At 45.5% G+C, this 16,681-nt stretch carries 17 protein-coding genes and 1 rRNA gene; 17 read left to right on the top strand and 1 reads right to left on the bottom strand.

The genetic code is table 11. From position 1 onward, the window contains the following. Positions 1–4 precede the first annotated feature (4 nt). The 15 genes from AC50YO_RS19635 to AC50YO_RS19565 all read left to right on the top strand — a co-directional run bounded on the left by AC50YO_RS19635 (position 5) and on the right by AC50YO_RS19565 (position 14,635). A complete protein-coding gene (locus tag AC50YO_RS19635) occupies positions 5–484 on the top strand; it encodes a PH domain-containing protein (RefSeq protein ID WP_494849868.1) in 480 nt (159 codons plus the stop codon). Continuing rightward, complete coding sequence (locus AC50YO_RS19630) at positions 477–1,961, top strand: PH domain-containing protein (RefSeq protein ID WP_494849867.1); 1,485 nt, start codon at positions 477–479, stop codon at positions 1,959–1,961. Before AC50YO_RS19635 ends, AC50YO_RS19630 begins: the two co-directional genes overlap by 8 nt. A 525-nt stretch (positions 1,962–2,486) precedes the next feature. Then, positions 2,487–2,879, top strand: coding sequence for a GntR family transcriptional regulator (locus tag AC50YO_RS19625; RefSeq protein ID WP_494849866.1), 393 nt, complete (start codon positions 2,487–2,489; stop codon positions 2,877–2,879). A 5-nt stretch (positions 2,880–2,884) separates the two neighbouring features. Beyond that, on the top strand, positions 2,885–3,988 hold the full coding sequence (locus AC50YO_RS19620) for a DUF1648 domain-containing protein (RefSeq protein ID WP_494849865.1): 1,104 nt from the start codon (positions 2,885–2,887) through the stop codon (positions 3,986–3,988). 31 nt (positions 3,989–4,019) lie between these two features. Continuing rightward, the gene (locus AC50YO_RS19615; RefSeq protein ID WP_494849864.1) at positions 4,020–4,226 is read left to right on the top strand and encodes a PLD nuclease N-terminal domain-containing protein; all 207 of its coding nucleotides are present in this window, start codon (positions 4,020–4,022) and stop codon (positions 4,224–4,226) included. Beyond that, on the top strand, positions 4,226–5,140 hold the full coding sequence (locus AC50YO_RS19610; RefSeq protein ID WP_494849863.1) for an ABC transporter ATP-binding protein: 915 nt from the start codon (positions 4,226–4,228) through the stop codon (positions 5,138–5,140). Before AC50YO_RS19615 ends, AC50YO_RS19610 begins: the two co-directional genes overlap by 1 nt. After that, positions 5,137–5,910: an ABC transporter permease gene (locus AC50YO_RS19605; RefSeq protein WP_494849862.1), complete on the top strand. Its 774-nt coding sequence runs from the start codon at positions 5,137–5,139 to the stop codon at positions 5,908–5,910. Before AC50YO_RS19610 ends, AC50YO_RS19605 begins: the two co-directional genes overlap by 4 nt. 97 nt (positions 5,911–6,007) lie before the next feature. Continuing rightward, entirely contained in the window at positions 6,008–6,388 is a 381-nt protein-coding gene (locus tag AC50YO_RS19600; RefSeq protein WP_494849861.1) for an ATPase, read from the top strand. Between the two features lie 134 nt (positions 6,389–6,522). Continuing rightward, positions 6,523–6,810: an Asp-tRNA(Asn)/Glu-tRNA(Gln) amidotransferase subunit GatC gene (gene gatC / locus AC50YO_RS19595; RefSeq protein WP_494849860.1), complete on the top strand. Its 288-nt coding sequence runs from the start codon at positions 6,523–6,525 to the stop codon at positions 6,808–6,810. A gap of 35 nt (positions 6,811–6,845) precedes the next feature. After that, a complete protein-coding gene (gene gatA / locus AC50YO_RS19590) occupies positions 6,846–8,306 on the top strand; it encodes an Asp-tRNA(Asn)/Glu-tRNA(Gln) amidotransferase subunit GatA (RefSeq protein ID WP_494849859.1) in 1,461 nt (486 codons plus the stop codon). A gap of 13 nt (positions 8,307–8,319) precedes the next feature. Continuing rightward, positions 8,320–9,759: an Asp-tRNA(Asn)/Glu-tRNA(Gln) amidotransferase subunit GatB gene (gene gatB, locus AC50YO_RS19585; protein ID WP_494850005.1), complete on the top strand. Its 1,440-nt coding sequence runs from the start codon at positions 8,320–8,322 to the stop codon at positions 9,757–9,759. Between the two features lie 130 nt (positions 9,760–9,889). Next, positions 9,890–10,588 carry an MgtC/SapB family protein gene (locus tag AC50YO_RS19580; protein ID WP_494850004.1) on the top strand — a complete coding sequence of 233 codons (699 nt, stop codon included), beginning with the start codon at positions 9,890–9,892 and terminating at the stop codon, positions 10,586–10,588. Beyond that, the gene (locus tag AC50YO_RS19575) at positions 10,570–12,285 is read left to right on the top strand and encodes a DUF4097 family beta strand repeat-containing protein (RefSeq protein WP_494849858.1); all 1,716 of its coding nucleotides are present in this window, start codon (positions 10,570–10,572) and stop codon (positions 12,283–12,285) included. The genes AC50YO_RS19580 and AC50YO_RS19575 overlap by 19 nt, the downstream gene beginning before the upstream one ends. Positions 12,286–12,355: 70 nt before the next feature. Then, the gene (perR, locus tag AC50YO_RS19570; protein WP_494849857.1) at positions 12,356–12,796 is read left to right on the top strand and encodes a peroxide-responsive transcriptional repressor PerR; all 441 of its coding nucleotides are present in this window, start codon (positions 12,356–12,358) and stop codon (positions 12,794–12,796) included. A 129-nt stretch (positions 12,797–12,925) separates the two neighbouring features. Next, positions 12,926–14,635 carry a glycosyl hydrolase family 18 protein gene (locus AC50YO_RS19565; protein ID WP_494850003.1) on the top strand — a complete coding sequence of 570 codons (1,710 nt, stop codon included), beginning with the start codon at positions 12,926–12,928 and terminating at the stop codon, positions 14,633–14,635. A 61-nt stretch (positions 14,636–14,696) separates the two neighbouring features. Here the strand turns inward: AC50YO_RS19565 and AC50YO_RS19560 are convergent, their stop codons facing one another. Next, positions 14,697–15,041, bottom strand: coding sequence for a YgzB family protein (locus AC50YO_RS19560; RefSeq protein WP_494850002.1), 345 nt, complete (start codon positions 15,039–15,041; stop codon positions 14,697–14,699). A 159-nt stretch (positions 15,042–15,200) separates the two neighbouring features. Here AC50YO_RS19560 and AC50YO_RS19555 point away from each other — a divergent pair, with 159 nt between their 5' ends. Together AC50YO_RS19555 and AC50YO_RS19550 are read left to right on the top strand one after the other, a co-directional pair. Continuing rightward, on the top strand, positions 15,201–16,076 hold the full coding sequence (locus AC50YO_RS19555; RefSeq protein ID WP_494849856.1) for a nucleotidyltransferase-like protein: 876 nt from the start codon (positions 15,201–15,203) through the stop codon (positions 16,074–16,076). Positions 16,077–16,471: 395 nt separating this feature from the next. Beyond that, positions 16,472–16,681 (top strand): 16S ribosomal RNA (locus AC50YO_RS19550); the annotation flags it as partial.

Below are 16,681 nucleotides of genomic sequence, written 5' to 3'. Positions count from 1 at the left end.
GGCGATGAACCGGCCATTAACGAAAAGATTAGATCGTGATTATCTCACTGTATACCGAATAAGCTCACTTATTACGCATGTCATTGGTTATGCAATTGTCATTACTTATTTGAGTCTTGCAAGTGCTAAGGGCTGGATGATGATGCCCGGTTGGATCGCTCTTGCAGTTGTTACTGTATCGACAATATGGTTTACATGGCTTGTGCCTGATTTGAAATACCGCCGGTTTCAATATGAGCTGTTCGACGAGGAGCTGGAAATTCAATCAGGACTCATTGTCATTAAGAATGTACTTGTTCCGATGGTACGCGTTCAGCATGTTGAGCTGGAAAGCGGTCCTCTTATGCGCAAGTATGAGCTAGCCAGCGTTGCGGTTGTAACAGCGGCTACGACACATCGTATTAGCGGATTGAAGCAAGCTGAGGCGGAGCAGCTGAAGCGGAAGATTGGATTGCTGGCGAAAGTGGATGATCAGGATGAATAATCCACAAAAGCTCCATCCCGTGTATATTGTATTTTCTCTGCTCCAAACGATTAAAGGCTTCCTGCCAATTATTATCATCAGTATCGTAAAGGGAACGAACTGGGCCGACCTACAGTGGTATTGGTATGCCGGGATTAGCGCTTTTATAGTGCTGCTGCTCGTCCATGGCCTATTTAGCTGGCGTAAGTTCTCTTATACGCTGAGTGAAGACCGAATCGTTATTCGCAGCGGTGTATTATTCCGGGATGAGAAGACCATCTATTTCGGCCGTATTCATTCCGTTAATGTCGAGCAGCCTTTTATCCAGAGAATACTTGGGGTAGCCCAAGTGAAGATTGAGACACCAGGCGGCAATAAAAAAGCGGATGGCATCTTGTCTGCGTTGTCTATTGCTGCTGCTGACCAGCTGCGCCTGCAATTGCTTGCAAGGCGGGATAGAAGTGATTCACCGGAGGCTGAGGCTAATAGCGATTCTGTAGTGGAAATAGGGTTGGATAATGAGAATATTCCTCCTGCGGATGAGCATCATGCACCAAACTTTCGTTTGAGCACGGGGCAACTTTTTTTGGCAGCAGCAACCTCAATGAATCTGGGGCTTGTGGTTGCCTTTATCGCCGGTCTTATCTCATTCGCAGATGATTTCTTTAATCTATTTTTTCCAGAGCATTCACTAGGTACTCTCTATGAGGAATCTACGAGTATGCTGTCTGGATATGTAGCGTTTATCATTCTTGGCGTCTGTGCTCTGCTGCTCGCATGGCTTCTATCGATTGGCTTGTATATATTGAAGTTTAGTGGTTTCTCGGTGCGCAGGGACGGCACACAAATTGCAGTATCCTATGGACTTCTCGATAAGAAGACAAATGTGTTTGATCCTAAGAAGGTACATGCCGTAATTATTAAAGAGGGTCTCTTGCGGCAACTGATGGGTTATGCTGAGATTCAATTACAGATCATTTCCTCGGACAAAAATGAGCAAATGGTGCTGCACCCTTTCTTGCCTAAGAAGGAATTGTCCCGTGTTATTCAGGATTTTGTTCCGCAATACAAACTGATGGAGATCGCTGCCACAGCTCCGAGCCACGCTTTGTTCTATTATTTGAGAAGAGAGCTGCTGCTCGCACTCGCAGTGTGCGGGACGCTGATCGGATTTTTTGGATATACGGGCTTATGGTCGCTGCTTCTGCTGCCGCTTGCTGCTGTGTGGCGCTGGTCATGTCATCGGGCTGCTGGCTTGAAGCTTGAGGATGGACAATTAACATTGCGCAGACGGAACCTAGCGAGAATAACATATTTAATCCGCAGACCTCAGATTGTATCCATGAAGGTCAAGCGTACGCGTAAGCAGCAGCGAAAAGAGCTGATCTCGATTTCTGCTCATGTTTTCGGCAGTATGCAGGATTATCATGTATCTTATTTGGACCAGAAGGCGGTGGAGCCTGTCTGGCAGTGGTACAGCCGGTCAAATAATAGTTAAAGCCGTGGAGGGTTCTTATACAGGCATGATGGATTAATAGGTGATGGGAACGATCAATAAGTAAGAATCAGATTTGATTAATAGAGGTGCGAAGAGGTCTCCAATACCCCCATTAGCGGGTGGGATGGAGGCTTCTTTTTTATGCTTGTTTGCTTGAAATTTATAGACTATAAAGAGGCGTTAACGGAACGTGGTGCCGCAAAAAGCGGTTTTTCATGAGTAGTGGGTTGAATAGAGGAACGCAGTTCCGCTAAGGACATCAGGAGGAGCAGAAGTGTGAAAATTGCGCTAAATAGAGGAACATGGTGCCGTTAAAAGAGGCTTTTCAAGAGAGGTGGAGTTAATAGAGGATCTGTGTTCAGTTAGTACCATTATGAGAGGAGCGGAACGGATGGGGCATCAGCATGAAGGTTAAGAGAAGAGGTATGATTACCGATCAGTCAAGTAAAGAGGCTTTACAAAATAAATGTATCTGTTATATTATAAGTATAACAGATATAACAATATGAAAAGAAGGTTTTAAACATGATCATGTACCTTGATTTGCAGTCTGAAGTTCCTATATACACCCAGCTTATGGAGCAGATTATTGAGGGGATAGCTAGCGGTCATTTGCATCCGGGTGAGGCACTTCCGTCGGTTCGCAGTCTGGCTTCGGATATTGGCGTGAATCTGCACACCGTTAATAAGGCATACACGCTGCTGAAGCAAGAGGGATTTATCCAGATTCATCGCAAGAAGGGCGTCGTTGTTGTCGATTCGGATCAACTGCCTGGAGTTACGGATAGCTATAAGAGCAAGCTCAATCAACAGCTTCGTCCGATTGTGGCAGAATCGATCTGCCGTGGATTAGAGGAGACGGAAATGCTGTCCATAATCAAACAACTTTATGAAGAGATTAAGCAGAAGGAGAAGTGAGAATCATGTTAGAGATTATTGTGTTTATCGTGGTTGGATACCTGCCGCTGTGCGTGCTGGGCATAGCTTCACCGCTCATTGCAAGGAAATCAATTTGCTTCGGCGTCTCGATTCCAGAGAGCTACATTCAAGACAAGCGGCTCACTGCCGCCAAGAAAAACTATAAACTATGGGGGATTATCGTATCTATTGCTGGATTAGTTCCATTGTTCTTTTATAATCCTAGCCATGATAATGCTCGATTTGAGTTTTTTGTACTCGGGATGATTTCTTTTATTGTTGTAGCCCAAGGAATTTTGTATCTGGTCTTTCATCAGAAGGTAAAAACAATCAAGCAAGAACAAGGATGGTTATCACAGCCTGCTCAATCAGGCAAGGTAGTTATTGATACGTCCTTTCATCAACGCAAAAAAACGTACTCCAATGCATGGTATCTACTGCATTTAGCTATTGTTTTATTGACAGCCGGGTATTTGGTCTCTATCTATGATTCAATTCCAGATGTAATGGCAACCCATTATGACTTTCAGGGGAATGCGGACGGATTCTCGACTAAGAGCTTTGCCTCTGTATTTGATCTGACGTTTATGCAAATAGGGATGATCGCCTTATTCATCCTGTGCAATTGGTTCACTGCGAGAAGCAAGCAGCAGACAGATCCTAAAAATCCACAGCAATCATTAGCTCGTAACATTCAATTTCGGAGGCTTACCTCGCTTTTCTTAATCGTGCTTGGCTTTATGATCATAGTCATGTTTTCAGTTCTCAAGCTGGGCAGCGTATTAGAATGGGGCTCCTCAGTTATTGGAGCTAGTACAACCAGCTTCCTTATTGTGATGTTTGCGGTGATAGCCTTTTTTATAGTGCGCATGCTGAAGGTCAAACGACAGCCGTTCGCAGAGGAGACGGCGGAGCTGCCAATGGATGCCGATCATTATTGGAAGCTTGGCTCCTTCTATTACAACCCATCTGATCCAGCTATATTTGTTGAAAAACGCTATGGGATTGGCTACACACTCAACATGGGAAGACCGCTCGGATGGATTGTATTAATAGCCCCGCTTGTATTAATTGGCGTAATTACTTGGATCGTAAATTTAGCCGCGTAACATACATGAGCAATAGAAGGAGGAAGACGTAATGGGAGAGAGCATTGACCTAACCAAGCTTATACCAATAATAGCTCCAATCCTTATTATTCAGTTTATTCTTGTCGTGACAGCTCTAGTAGCTTTGGTAAGGGCTGAGCGTACAAAAGGGCCGAAATGGATGTGGGCACTTATTATTCTTTTTATTAATATCGTTGGACCTGTACTGTTCTTTGTTATAGGCAGGAGGAATGATTAATGGAGCCTTTAGTAAGGGCGGAGCAGTTGGCGAAAACCTTCGGAACGGAAAAAGCAGTGAATAGCATTAGCTTCGGCATTCAATCGGGGCGATGCACCGCTTTACTCGGTCCTAATGGAGCTGGCAAAACGACGACGATCCGTATGTTAACGGGACTGCTTAAGCCAACCTCTGGATCATTGATATATGAGGGGATCCCTCAAAACGATAGAACACGTGCTTTGATTGGCTATTTACCGCAGTCTCCTGCTTTTTATGGTTGGATGACAGGACGTGAATTTGCCATATATGCAGGGAGATTATGCGGATTGCAAGCAGAAGAGGCAAAGCGGGGGGCCGATGAGCTGTTGGAGCGGGTTGGTCTTGCTCATGCAGCTAAACGCAAGATCGCCGGCTATTCGGGCGGCATGAAGCAGCGGCTTGGGCTAGCTCAAGCACTCGTTCATCAACCCAAGCTGCTCGTACTCGACGAGCCGGTCTCTGCTCTTGATCCGTTAGGAAGAAGAGAGGTGCTTGAGCTGCTCAGGGGGCTGAAGCAAGAGACGACTATATTGTTTTCTACACATGTTCTGCATGACGCAGAAGAATTATGTGACGATGTCATCATTATTCGGAGCGGTGAGATCGCCTTGCAGGGTTCCATTGACCATATTCGTGAGCAGTACCGCAATCCAGTCATTACAATTTATACGGAAGCAGATAACCATTCGAAAAACTGGTGCTCTTCCTTTACAAGTCCATTAGCCAAGGATGTAAAACGATTTGATAATGGGCTGCAAATTACGGTCTCTAATATGGAACAGGCTAGGGATGAGCTACTTGCTCAGATTGCCAGAGACAAGGTTCGTGTTACGCGGCTTGAATGCGGACATTCGACCTTGGAGGAGCTTTTCATGAAGGTGGTGTCGCAGTGAGTAGATGGTTCGTTTTATTTCAGAAGGAGCTGTTGGAGCTTTTGCGCAGCTACAAGCTGGTATGGCTGCCTCTCGTTTTTCTATTGCTCGGTGTGAGTCAGCCGATAACCAGCTACTTCATGCCAGATATATTGGCAGGAGCGGGCAATCTGCCGGAGGGCACCGTAATCGAAATACCAATGCCGCAAGGAAAAGAGGTATTGGCACAGACACTCCAGCAATTCGGTGTTATCGGTGTTCTTATTATCGCGCTAGCTTTTATGGGAGCCGTATCGGGAGAAAGGAATAGCGGGGTGGCATCTATGATCCTTGTTAAGCCGGTTTCTTATTTATCGTTTCTATTTGCCAAATGGTCAGCTATGCTTCTGCTGGTAGCGACTTCTCTATTCCTGGGGTTTGCCGGGGCTTGGTATTATACGATTGTACTGATTGGAGAGGTTGATGGTTCAAGTGCGATCAGCGGCTTGCTCGTTTATTGCTTGTGGCTTGTGCTGATTGGTACGTTGACGATTTCATTAAGCATCTGGTTCCGCAGTGCGGCAGCGGCAGCTTTCGGCGCACTTGTTCTGTCTGTCGTATTGACTTTGACTGCCTCCCTTTTTCCCGAAGCGCTTTCTTGGAGCCCAGGCAGACTGGGTGGATTAGCGGCTGAGCTGCTAATGAATGGCAGTGTGGTGGGGCTTGGCAAAGTGATTGCTTCAACCGTTGTCGTAATGATTGGAGTGCTCTTTGCATCCATCTGGCGCATAAAAAGAATGGAGCTTCCGTAATCCGATTTTTTTCTTCACTTTCTGATTGGACACCGCTATTATTTTTTAGTAGGATAATAGAGTAATAGTTAGCGGATGATAGACAGGAGTGAAGACAATGCTGAGTTTAGGAGCAAAGGTCATCATCATTTCAGACCTATACGAACAAAATCTCCCTATAGGGGAGCATGGTTATATAATCGCTTACGACCGAAATGCCGACAATGTGTTTGATTACGTGCTTCGGGTACCAGCGGCCAATCGCAACTTTCTAATTCCGGATGAGGACGTCGAGCTGGAGGAAGTGCTCATACAGGAAGAGGTTGACAGGGTGGAGCGTGAAGCGCTTATTGATTTCGCACTTGCGACATTCAATGAAGAACTGTTCAATCGAATCATGAAGGGTGAAGAAATCGTTGTAGAAGCAGAGAACATGAGTAATGAAGGCCAGAGCAAGGAAGATTTTATCCGTCAAGTCAACTTAAGAGCTTGGATATAATGGCTTGCAGGCAGGGCCCCTTCCGTTAGTTAAGGAAAGGGTCCTTCTTCTATTGTCCGAGCATTGGCACTTTGTGAAATGAACATTCTGAGCTATAATAGTAAGAATGACTGCAGGAAGAAAGGGAGGTAGCTATGAGCATAACTTTGCAAAATGTTGAGCACGTCGCTAATCTGGCAAGGCTGGAGCTTTCTGAAGAAGAGAAGGAACAGTTTACTGGACAGCTTAATGCTATTCTAAAATATGCGGAGAAGCTGGAAAGCTTGAATACGGATGAAGTAGAGCCGACTAGCCACGTGCTTCCGATTACGAACGTCATGCGTGAAGATATTACGCGTGAATCGCTTCCGATTGAGAAGGTTCTGCTGAACGCACCAGATGAAGAAGACGGCCAAATTAAAGTGCCGGCAGTACTGGAATAATACGAAATTGGATAGATTGAAGGGAGGAATTGCTGTTGGCTCTGTTTGATTTGCGCCTACAGGATGTACATAACAAGCTGAATAACAAAGAAATTACGGTCTCTGATTTGGTGGATGCCTCATATCGCCGAATTGCTGACACCGATTCATCTATTCAGGCTTTTATTACTTTGAATGAAGATCATGCACGCACGCAAGCAATCGAATTGGACAAGCAGCTTCAAGCTGGAACTGAACGAGGCTTATTGTTTGGATTGCCGGCGGGTGTGAAAGATAATATCGTTACGGAGGGCTTACTCACAACCTGTGCGAGTCAATTCCTTAGCAACTATAACCCTATTTATGACGCAACTACGGTTGCGAAATTAAAAGCGGCTCAGTCAGTAACAATCGGCAAGCTGAATATGGATGAATTTGCGATGGGCGGCTCGAATGAGAACTCTAGCTATTACCCTACGCGCAACCCTTGGAACCCTGAGTATGTGCCAGGCGGCTCAAGCGGCGGCTCGGCAGCATCCGTTGCAGCCGGTCAAGTGTATTTCTCATTGGGCTCCGATACAGGCGGCTCTATTCGTCAGCCTGCTGCTTATTGCGGAATAGTGGGCTTGAAGCCGACTTACGGGCTCGTCTCGCGGTTTGGACTCGTTGCCTTTGCTTCTTCCCTTGACCAGATTGGCCCATTAACGAAAAATGTAGAAGATTCCGCGTATGTGCTTCAGGCTATCGCTGGCTACGATGAGAAGGATTCGACTTCTGCAAATGTTAATATTCCTGATTATACCAGCGCATTGACTGGCGATGTGAAGGGGCTTCGTATTGGCGTTCCGAAGGAATATTTGGGACAAGGGATCGACCCTGAAGTCAAAGAAGCGGTTATGAATGCACTCAAAGTATATGAGAGCATGGGAGCAACATGGGAGGAAGTATCGCTTCCCCATACGGAATATGCGATTGCGACTTACTATCTGCTTGCTTCTTCGGAAGCTTCATCTAATCTTGCCAGATTCGATGGCGTTCGCTATGGCGTTCGCGCAGACAACCCGGACAATTTGATCGACCTTTACCGCAAGTCCAGAAGCCAAGGCTTCGGACCAGAAGTAAAACGCCGTATTATGCTGGGTACTTATGCCCTTAGCTCGGGTTATTATGATGCTTATTACTTGAAAGCTCAGAAGGTTCGTACATTGATTAAGCAGGATTTCGATCAAGTATTCGAGAAATTCGATGTTATTATCGGGCCTACAGCTCCGACTACTGCATTCAAGATTGGCGAGCAGGTTGGAGATCCTCTTACGATGTATTTGAATGATATCTGTACGATTCCTGTCAGCTTAGCAGGTATTCCGGCAATTAGCGTTCCATGCGGAACGTCGAATGGATTGCCGATTGGTTTGCAGATCATCGGCAAAGCATTCGATGAATCAACGGTACTGCGCGCCGCTCATGCGTTCGAGCAGCAGACCGAATTCCACAAACAACGGCCGCAGCTGGGATGAAGGGAGAATAACGATGACTGAATCGACCAAATATGAAACGGTAGTCGGGCTAGAAGTGCACGTGGAGCTTCATACGAACAGCAAGATTTTTTGTGGCTGTTCCACCGCTTTCGGTGCTCCGCCTAATACACATACATGCCCAGTTTGTCTGGGTCATCCTGGCGTTCTGCCAGTATTGAATAAGCAAGCCGTTGAGTTCGCAATGAAAGCGGCTATGGCGATCAACTGTGAGATTGCGGATGTAAGCAAGTTCGACCGCAAAAACTACTTTTATCCCGATTCACCGAAGGCCTATCAAATCTCACAATTTGATCAGCCGATCGGCCAGAACGGCTGGATTGATATTGAAGTGAACGGGCAAACGAAGCGTATTGGAATTACCCGTCTTCATCTAGAGGAAGATGCGGGCAAGCTGACCCATATTGAAGGAGGCTATGCTTCTCTTGTAGACTTCAACCGTGTGGGCACACCGCTTGTAGAGATTGTGTCGGAGCCCGATATTCGTACGCCTGAGGAAGCGAAAGCTTATCTTGAGAAGCTCAAGGCGATCATGCTCTATTGCGAAGTATCAGATGTGAAGATGGAAGAGGGCAGCCTGCGCTGCGATGCCAATATTAGCTTGCGCCCCTTCGGGCAAGAGAAGCTGGGCACACGTGCTGAGCTTAAGAACATGAACTCCTTCCGCGGCGTTCAACGGGGATTGGAGCATGAGCAGATTCGTCAAGCAGAGATTCTGAGCAGCGGCGGCGTTGTTGTACAAGAAACGCGGCGCTGGGATGAGGCGCAAGGGAAGACAATATCTATGCGCGGCAAGGAAGAGTCGCATGATTATCGTTATTTCCCGGACCCGGATCTCGTGCGGTTGACGATTGATCAAGAGTGGAAGGAAAGTATCCGTGCAACGATTCCGGAGCTTCCGGATGCTCGTAAGGCGCGTTATACGAGTGATTATGCACTCCCTTCCTATGACGCCGAGGTCATAACCTCGTCCAAGAAATTGGCGGATCTATTCGAGGAGAGCTTATCTTACACGAAGGATGCCAAAGCCGTTTCCAATTGGATTATGGGCGATCTGCTAGGCTACCTGAATGCGAATGGCATTGAGGTAGGAGATATGAAGATTACGGGGCAAGGCCTTGGCGAGATGATTGGTTTGCTTGAGAAGGGAACGATTAGCAGCAAGATAGCTAAGACGGTCTTCAAAGCGATGCTCGAGACCGGCAAGCTGCCGCAACAAATCGTTGAAGAGCAAGGCTTGGTCCAAATTAGTGATGAAGGTGCTATTCTGGCTATTGTGGATAAGATCATCGAATCGAATCCGCAATCGGTAGAAGACTTCAAGGCTGGTAAAGATAAGGCAATCGGATTCCTTGTCGGCCAAATTATGAAAGAGACCAAGGGCAAGGCGAATCCAGCTCTTGTGAACAAGCTGTTGCTTGAGCGTCTTCAATAATATAGATTTTTCCAAAACGCCGTTCATCTAAATGATGAACGGCGTCTTTCATTTTAAGAGGCTATCTGTGCATACAATTATGATACAATACGGTTAATTAGAGAAAGGTTGGGCTGTTGAAATGGGGCATATCGCCAATCCGTGGTATATTAACGAGATGCAAATTTTATTACGATTATGCTTGGCGCTGTTCCTTGGCGGATTCATTGGCTTCGAGCGTGAGCAGTCCAATCATGCAGCAGGGCTGCGTACGAACATTTTGGTATGTATTGGGGCTTGTCTTCTTATGATGCTGTCCATCTACGGCTTTGCGGCTTTTGTCGATCAGCCCAATGTTCGAGTCGATCCGGCTCGTCTGGCTGCTGCTGTTATTACAGGAATCGGTTTCCTTGGTGCGGGCACTATTCTATTCACTGGGAAATCCATTACGGGTTTAACGACAGCCGCTTCCTTATGGGTCGTATCAGCAATTGGATTAGCCGTAGGGGCAGGCTTCTTTTTCGCAGCGGCATCCTCAACGATACTGGTATTGCTCACGCTATGGGCTTTTAATAAGCTGGAGAAGCGCTATATTAATGCGAAGCGGGAACATTTGCTCAAAGTGCAAGCCGATGAAATATCCACGATTGTGCTGACAGTGAACTCATTATTGGTAGAGCGTCAAATTTTAATTCGAAAAATGATGCTGGAGGAGTATGGGGAAAGCGAAGGCGGGGGTAAGCAGCTGATGCTTCATTTTTATATTACGCTGCCTAAGTCGGAGTCATTGCTGTTGGTAATGGATCAAATCAAACATATGGAGGGCGTGCATTGCGTGAGTTCGGAATAAAACGTTCCAGATGGCTAACCGCATTATTGGCGTTTGTGCTGCCAGGGGCAGGTCACTTATATTTAGGACGATATCAACGAGGGCTGTTGCTGCTTGCAGGCTTGCTTGTGGATGGGGCAGCTATTATTCGATTGGCTGATCTTGATGGTGCCAGGCATTTATTGTTTATCGTCTATTTGGTGCTTCTCTTGCCGCTATTTTATTTCATTAGTGTATATGATGCTCTACAGAGCTTGGATTCGTCCATAGGAAAAGAAGCGAAAATTACCCTTTCAAGTGGGCTATTGCTGGTAGCTGCAGGTTTTTTGTTAGTTCTATTGATTAGTCCTTCTGCTGCATGGATGAGTGAATGGGCCGATATGAGCTTAGGGCCACTGCTGATGATGTTAGGTCTGTTGTTATTATTAAGACTGGTGAGAGGGAAGCGAAATATGTTCAAGCTAGGAAGATTTACTGCAGCATTATTTATTATTACTGTAGGAAGTCTATTATTGCGAGATTATCTTACGGGCAAGAATGATATTGCGCTGCTCGGGCAATGGTGGCCTGTTGTATTTATTTTGTTAGGAGTAGAGATCATCGTATACAGCTTCGTATTGCGTAATGGCAATAAGAAGCTCAGGCTTGACCTTGCAGGTGGTATAGCGGCGATTGTTATTGCAGTAGCTGCTTATGTTGTCACGCAATATGCGGAGATGCCATTCCGTTGGTTAGACCAATATGTAGATTTGGCGGGCAGCACGGATTACGGGGAAGAGAAGGGCTATAAATATACAAAGCCTGATATTCAGACTGCAGTTCATGGCTTAGCGACTCCATCAGTTAAAATCAATAACTCGAATGGTCAGGTGTCAGTGCTGTCAAGTGATGATAATGAGATCACTATCCGTTCAGAGGTCTGGATTGACTCAATTGATCAAGAGGAAGCCGATCGAGTTGCTGAGCTATCCTTCGTTGAGGTTATAACTGAGGGTGAGGAAATAACAATCTCAGCTAAGGGGGAGTCTTACGGAACCAACGGCAGCCGCAAGCCTCGTATTAATATAATTATTACTATACCGAGCACGATGGAAGCTCAGCAGTTATCCGTGAGCATTCAAGGAAATAACGGGCCTATACAAGCGGAAGGGCTGTTCGTTCCGGGTGGTCTTCATCTCAAAAATACGAGCGGAGAAATTCAAGTTAAGCAAATTAATGGCCCTCTAGAGGTTAGAGGCAATGATGGCAGTGTTACTATTCATGAGGTTCAAGGACAAACGGATGTCTCGACGAAGAATGGAACCATTGCGATATCCGAAATAACAGGAGATTTGCTGGCCTCTACGATTAATGGAAGCGTGGAGATCAAGCAGGTATCGGGCAATGTTGAAGCTGAGACGAAGAATGGAAGAATCGCTATTAATGAAGCAGGGGCTTCCGTAAAGGCAGATACATTGAACGGCGGCATTGAAGTGACCAGTACAATGATCGGCGGCGATTGGGATTTGGACAGCTCTGTTGGCGAAATTAAGGTTGGAGTGCCGGGCAATGGGAATTATTCGATAGATGGCTCGGTTACATTCGGGAGCATAACGTCAGATATTCCTTTCACGATTAGTAAAAAAACAGTCAAAGGAGCAGTGGGCGAGGGGCTATATCGTATTCATATAAATGCAACTAATAGCATAAAAATCACTAATACTGTGCCTTCGTTATGACCGCTTTCATTGACAAATCATTTTAAATGAACGTACAATAGTTCTAACTACTTAGAAAGGTGTGAGGGGAATGGGAGCCAACGTGAACCAGGCACTGGAACAATTAAAGATGAATGGCGTCCGTATGACCCCGCAACGTCACGCAATACTAAGTTACTTGATGGACTCGATGTCACATCCGACAGCTGATGAGATTTACAAAGCACTGTCACCTAATTTTCCAAGTATGAGCGTGGCGACTATATATAATAACTTACGGTTATTCGTAGAAGCGGGTCTGGTTCGTGAATTGACCTACGGTGATGATTCCAGCAGATTCGATGCTGATTTATCTGATCATTATCATGCGATTTGCAAACATTGCGGACAAATCGTTGACTTTGACTATCCACCGTTGCTCGAAGTAGAGCGGGTTGCATCCAGCAAGACGGGATTCGTGGTAGAAGGCCATCGAATGGAAATATACGGGGTATGTACAAGCTGCCTCGATACAGCTAAGGTACAGGCATAACGATAAGAGCAGGAAGACGTGCACAGAAGCGGTAATTCGCGGAATTGCACGTTTTTTTAGTAATGAGTGAAACTTATATAGGATATAACTCGTTCTTTCTTGATAGAGGAGAGTGGTTAATTGAATAGAATGCAAGCGCCTCGCCGCAAGAGAAGTAAAGGACCATGGAAATTGCTGATGTTCTTACTCTTTGCAGCTGCTGTGTGGTTGGTTTATATATTGTTTGTTCCTAATAATACAATGGCTGTACCTGAGTATGCATTCGAGCATCCGATCTCTGTGGATGGCAAGATGCTGGAGGCAGGGGCCATAATAGAAAATGATGAAGTGAAGCTGCCGCTCACTATCGTGCAGCAGCTTCTTGGACCGGACGAGCCTATCCGCTATGAGGCGGATACAGGTTCGATTATAATGACTACAACTGATAAAGTGCTGCATCTGCGAACTAATTCACTTACCGCTACTGTTAATCAGAAGCCTTATGAGCTGCATATGGCTGCCGAACTGAAGGATAACACGGTGTATCTTCCGATTACTCCGCTTCAAGAATTGTATGGCATTCAAGCTCAACAGCAGGCAGAGACTGGCATTATTGTTCTATTGAAAGCTGGACAGACGATTCAATTGAGTAAAGTGAAGGCTGAGAAGGGTGCTGCCATTCGTTCAGAGCCTACGATTAGAGCCGCTATTGTAGAGAAAGTCACTCTTGGCGGAACTGTTCGTATTTGGGGAGAAGATAAGGGCTGGTTCTACGTTCAAGGACCACAAGGACAACTTGGGTATATGGACAAAAAAGCCGTAGAGCTTTCTGAAAGTGAGAAAGTTCCGCAGCCTGATCGTGAGCCTCCCTTTGTTGCGTGGAAGGCAGATGGCAACAAAATTAATCTGACGTGGGAAGCCGTATACAATCGTAATCCTGACCCAAAAGAGATTACGCCAATGCCAGGGGTGAATGTAGTTAGTCCGACATGGCTAGAATTAAAGGACGGCAAAGGCACAATTAAAAGCAAAGTAGATCCGGCTTATGTTCGCTGGGCACAACAACAAGGGATGCAGGTATGGGCATTATTCAGTAATGCCTTTGAACCTAAGCGTACCACATCAGCATTGGCTACGGTCGAGACTCGGTTTTTTATGATTCAGCAGCTGCTCGCATTTGCAGAGCTGTACAATTTACAAGGAATCAATATTGACTTTGAGAACGTAGAAACTGCGGATAAAGAAAATTTGGTCCAATTCGTTCGTGAACTAACACCGCTCCTCCATGAGCAAGAGCTAGTCGTTTCGATTGATGTGACCCCCAAATCCAATAGCAATATGTGGTCGGCGTTTTTGGATCGCGCCTCCTTAGGTCGTATTGTGGATTATATGATGCTGATGGCATATGACGAGCATTGGGCAGCCAGCCCAAAAGCGGGATCGGTAGCCTCATTAGGGTGGACGGAGAATACGATCACTCGAATATTAGAAGAAGACGGCGTCCCACCAACCAAACTGATACTCAGTATGCCGTTGTACGCTCGGGTGTGGACGGAAACGGTAGATGATAGCGGCAAGAAGAAGGTATCTTCCAAGTCCTTGGGCATGGAGAAGGTCCGTGAGCTTATTAATACGTTAAAATTGACACCAACATTCGATGAGCAGGCTGGCCAAAACTATGTAGAGTATGAAGAAGACGGCGCTCTGAAACGTATCTGGATAGAGGACGATGTATCCATTAAGGCTCGTGTTGAGTTAGCTAATAAGTATGGGCTGGGTGGAGTAGCTACTTGGCAGCGGAAATTACAAACCCCCTCTATATGGAAAGTTATTGATGAAACGTTGAATAAAATGCCATAGTTCTATATGTTTACACAAGAATGCCCCTGTTTCATTATGGAACAGGGGCATCCTCATGTAATTATTGTTCAACTGGAGCTTGAGTTGCTTGTGCAGGATCAAGTGTTAGAATCGTTTTGCAGAACATGCAGCGATCTGTCTTTCCTAGCATCTTGGTAGGTTTGTGGCACTCCGGACATTGGAGCATGGTTGCACTGGTAGACATCATGCCAGCCCAGAAATAGACAGCACAGCTCACTAATAAGGAGATCATCCCGATAACCATGAAGATTGCGGCGAAAATTTTGCCTGCTTGTCCCCACCAGATGATTCCTCCCGTGCCGAGTATCATGACTCCCATCCCGACTAAGGTGAATACAAGACCCCACAAACGAAATTCATTGATTTTAGCAGACTTGAAAAAAATCTTATTCATTTTCCTCATCCTCCATGCCATTATGTATCAGATCAAGATGGTTTTTTCTTCTTAAGGAAGCAGGAAACCACCCCTACTTTGTCGAAAAAGGTAATACCGTAGACTATTATTATAGCTTAATCAGCACGGATTAGCTATACGGAGGCCGAAGTGGAACTTATTAAACAGCATTATATGAAGGCATATCATTCGCAGGCTGATTCAGTCAGCTTACTTGCTATCGAAAAACCATATTTGTACAGCCCGTCAATAGAAGGATTGGATTTGTTGGTGTTGGTCATCAGCGAGAAGGAATGCGCACAAAGTACAGAGTATGTGAAGCTTCATGGCAAACGCATCTTGATTCGTAAGATTGATTCAGCTAGTTTGGAGCGCTTGATTATGAGCGGGACAAACCGCAATATTATCCGATGGCTTATTCGGGGGGAGATTTTATTGGATCGCGGTCATTATTTAAAAAATATTCGCGAAGAATTAACGCTGTTTCCGGCTAGTATGAAGGAGCAACAACGTTTTGCAGCTTTTTCTGAGTTCTTACGGTATTACTTGCAGGCAAAGCATGAACTAGAGAATCAACATATATTAGATGCGCACAGCAGCGTCTTTAATGCGATTCATTATTGGGCACATCTTGTTCTAATAGAAGAGGGACTGCATCCCGAATTAAGTGTGTGGCGACAAATGCGCCGCATTCACCCTGGTATATATAAGTTATATGAGGAATTGACGGCCAGTCCGGAGACATTAGAGCAGCGTGTGCATTTAGTTATGTTGGCTTGCGAATTTACAGTCATGAACAAAATGAAAGCGAGCTGTTCCCTCCTCCTTAATATAATGGAAAACAGTGAAAAGCAATGGAGCTTAGATGAACTGCAAAATCATCCTTCTATTCAATCACTGAATGTAGAGTTGCCGTTGATCGTACAGAACCTTGTGAAACGATCTTATATTAGAGAGGTTGCAGTAACCCCGGTGAATGGAGATATTGAAGTGATGGAGCTTCGGTATCTGTTAGCTGCTGGTTAAGCTCTATTGTACAAGAGAAACAGCCCGTATTAATGAAGCAAAACGACGGGCTGTTTTTTATTTGAAATAGGGGTTGACGAATATATAAGGCCCATGATATATTAATCTTCGTTGCTTTTGAGGCAAGGCCAAAACGCGAAAACGACAGAATGAAAAAAAAGTCGAAAAAGCGAAAAAAAATACTTGCAATCATCTAGGCAGCTGTGATATATTATAAAAGTCGCCGCTGAGAAAAACGACGGTCGACACGAAGAAGTAATTGTTCTTTGAAAACTGAACAACGAGCGAAACTGCCCCATCAATCCTCGGATTGATGGAGAAGCAATAAAAATGTTTATGAGCAATCAAAACACATCGAGATTTTCATATCAACTCCGGTTGAATGTGAAAACTCTTAAATGGAGAGTTTGATCCTGGCTCAGGACGAACGCTGGCGGCGTGCCTAATACATGCAAGTCGAGCGGGATTCATCGAAAGCTTGCTTTCAATGAATCTAGCGGCGGACGGGTGAGTAACACGTGGGTAACCTGCCCGTAAGACTGGGATAACATTCGGAAACGGATGCTAATACCGGATACACAACTTGGTCGCATGATCGAGTTGGG

It is taken from the genome of Paenibacillus sp. J22P59 (genome assembly GCF_059383895.1).
The sequence above is the reverse complement of the archived record's forward strand: the minus strand, read 5'-3'. Positions and strand labels throughout refer to the sequence as shown.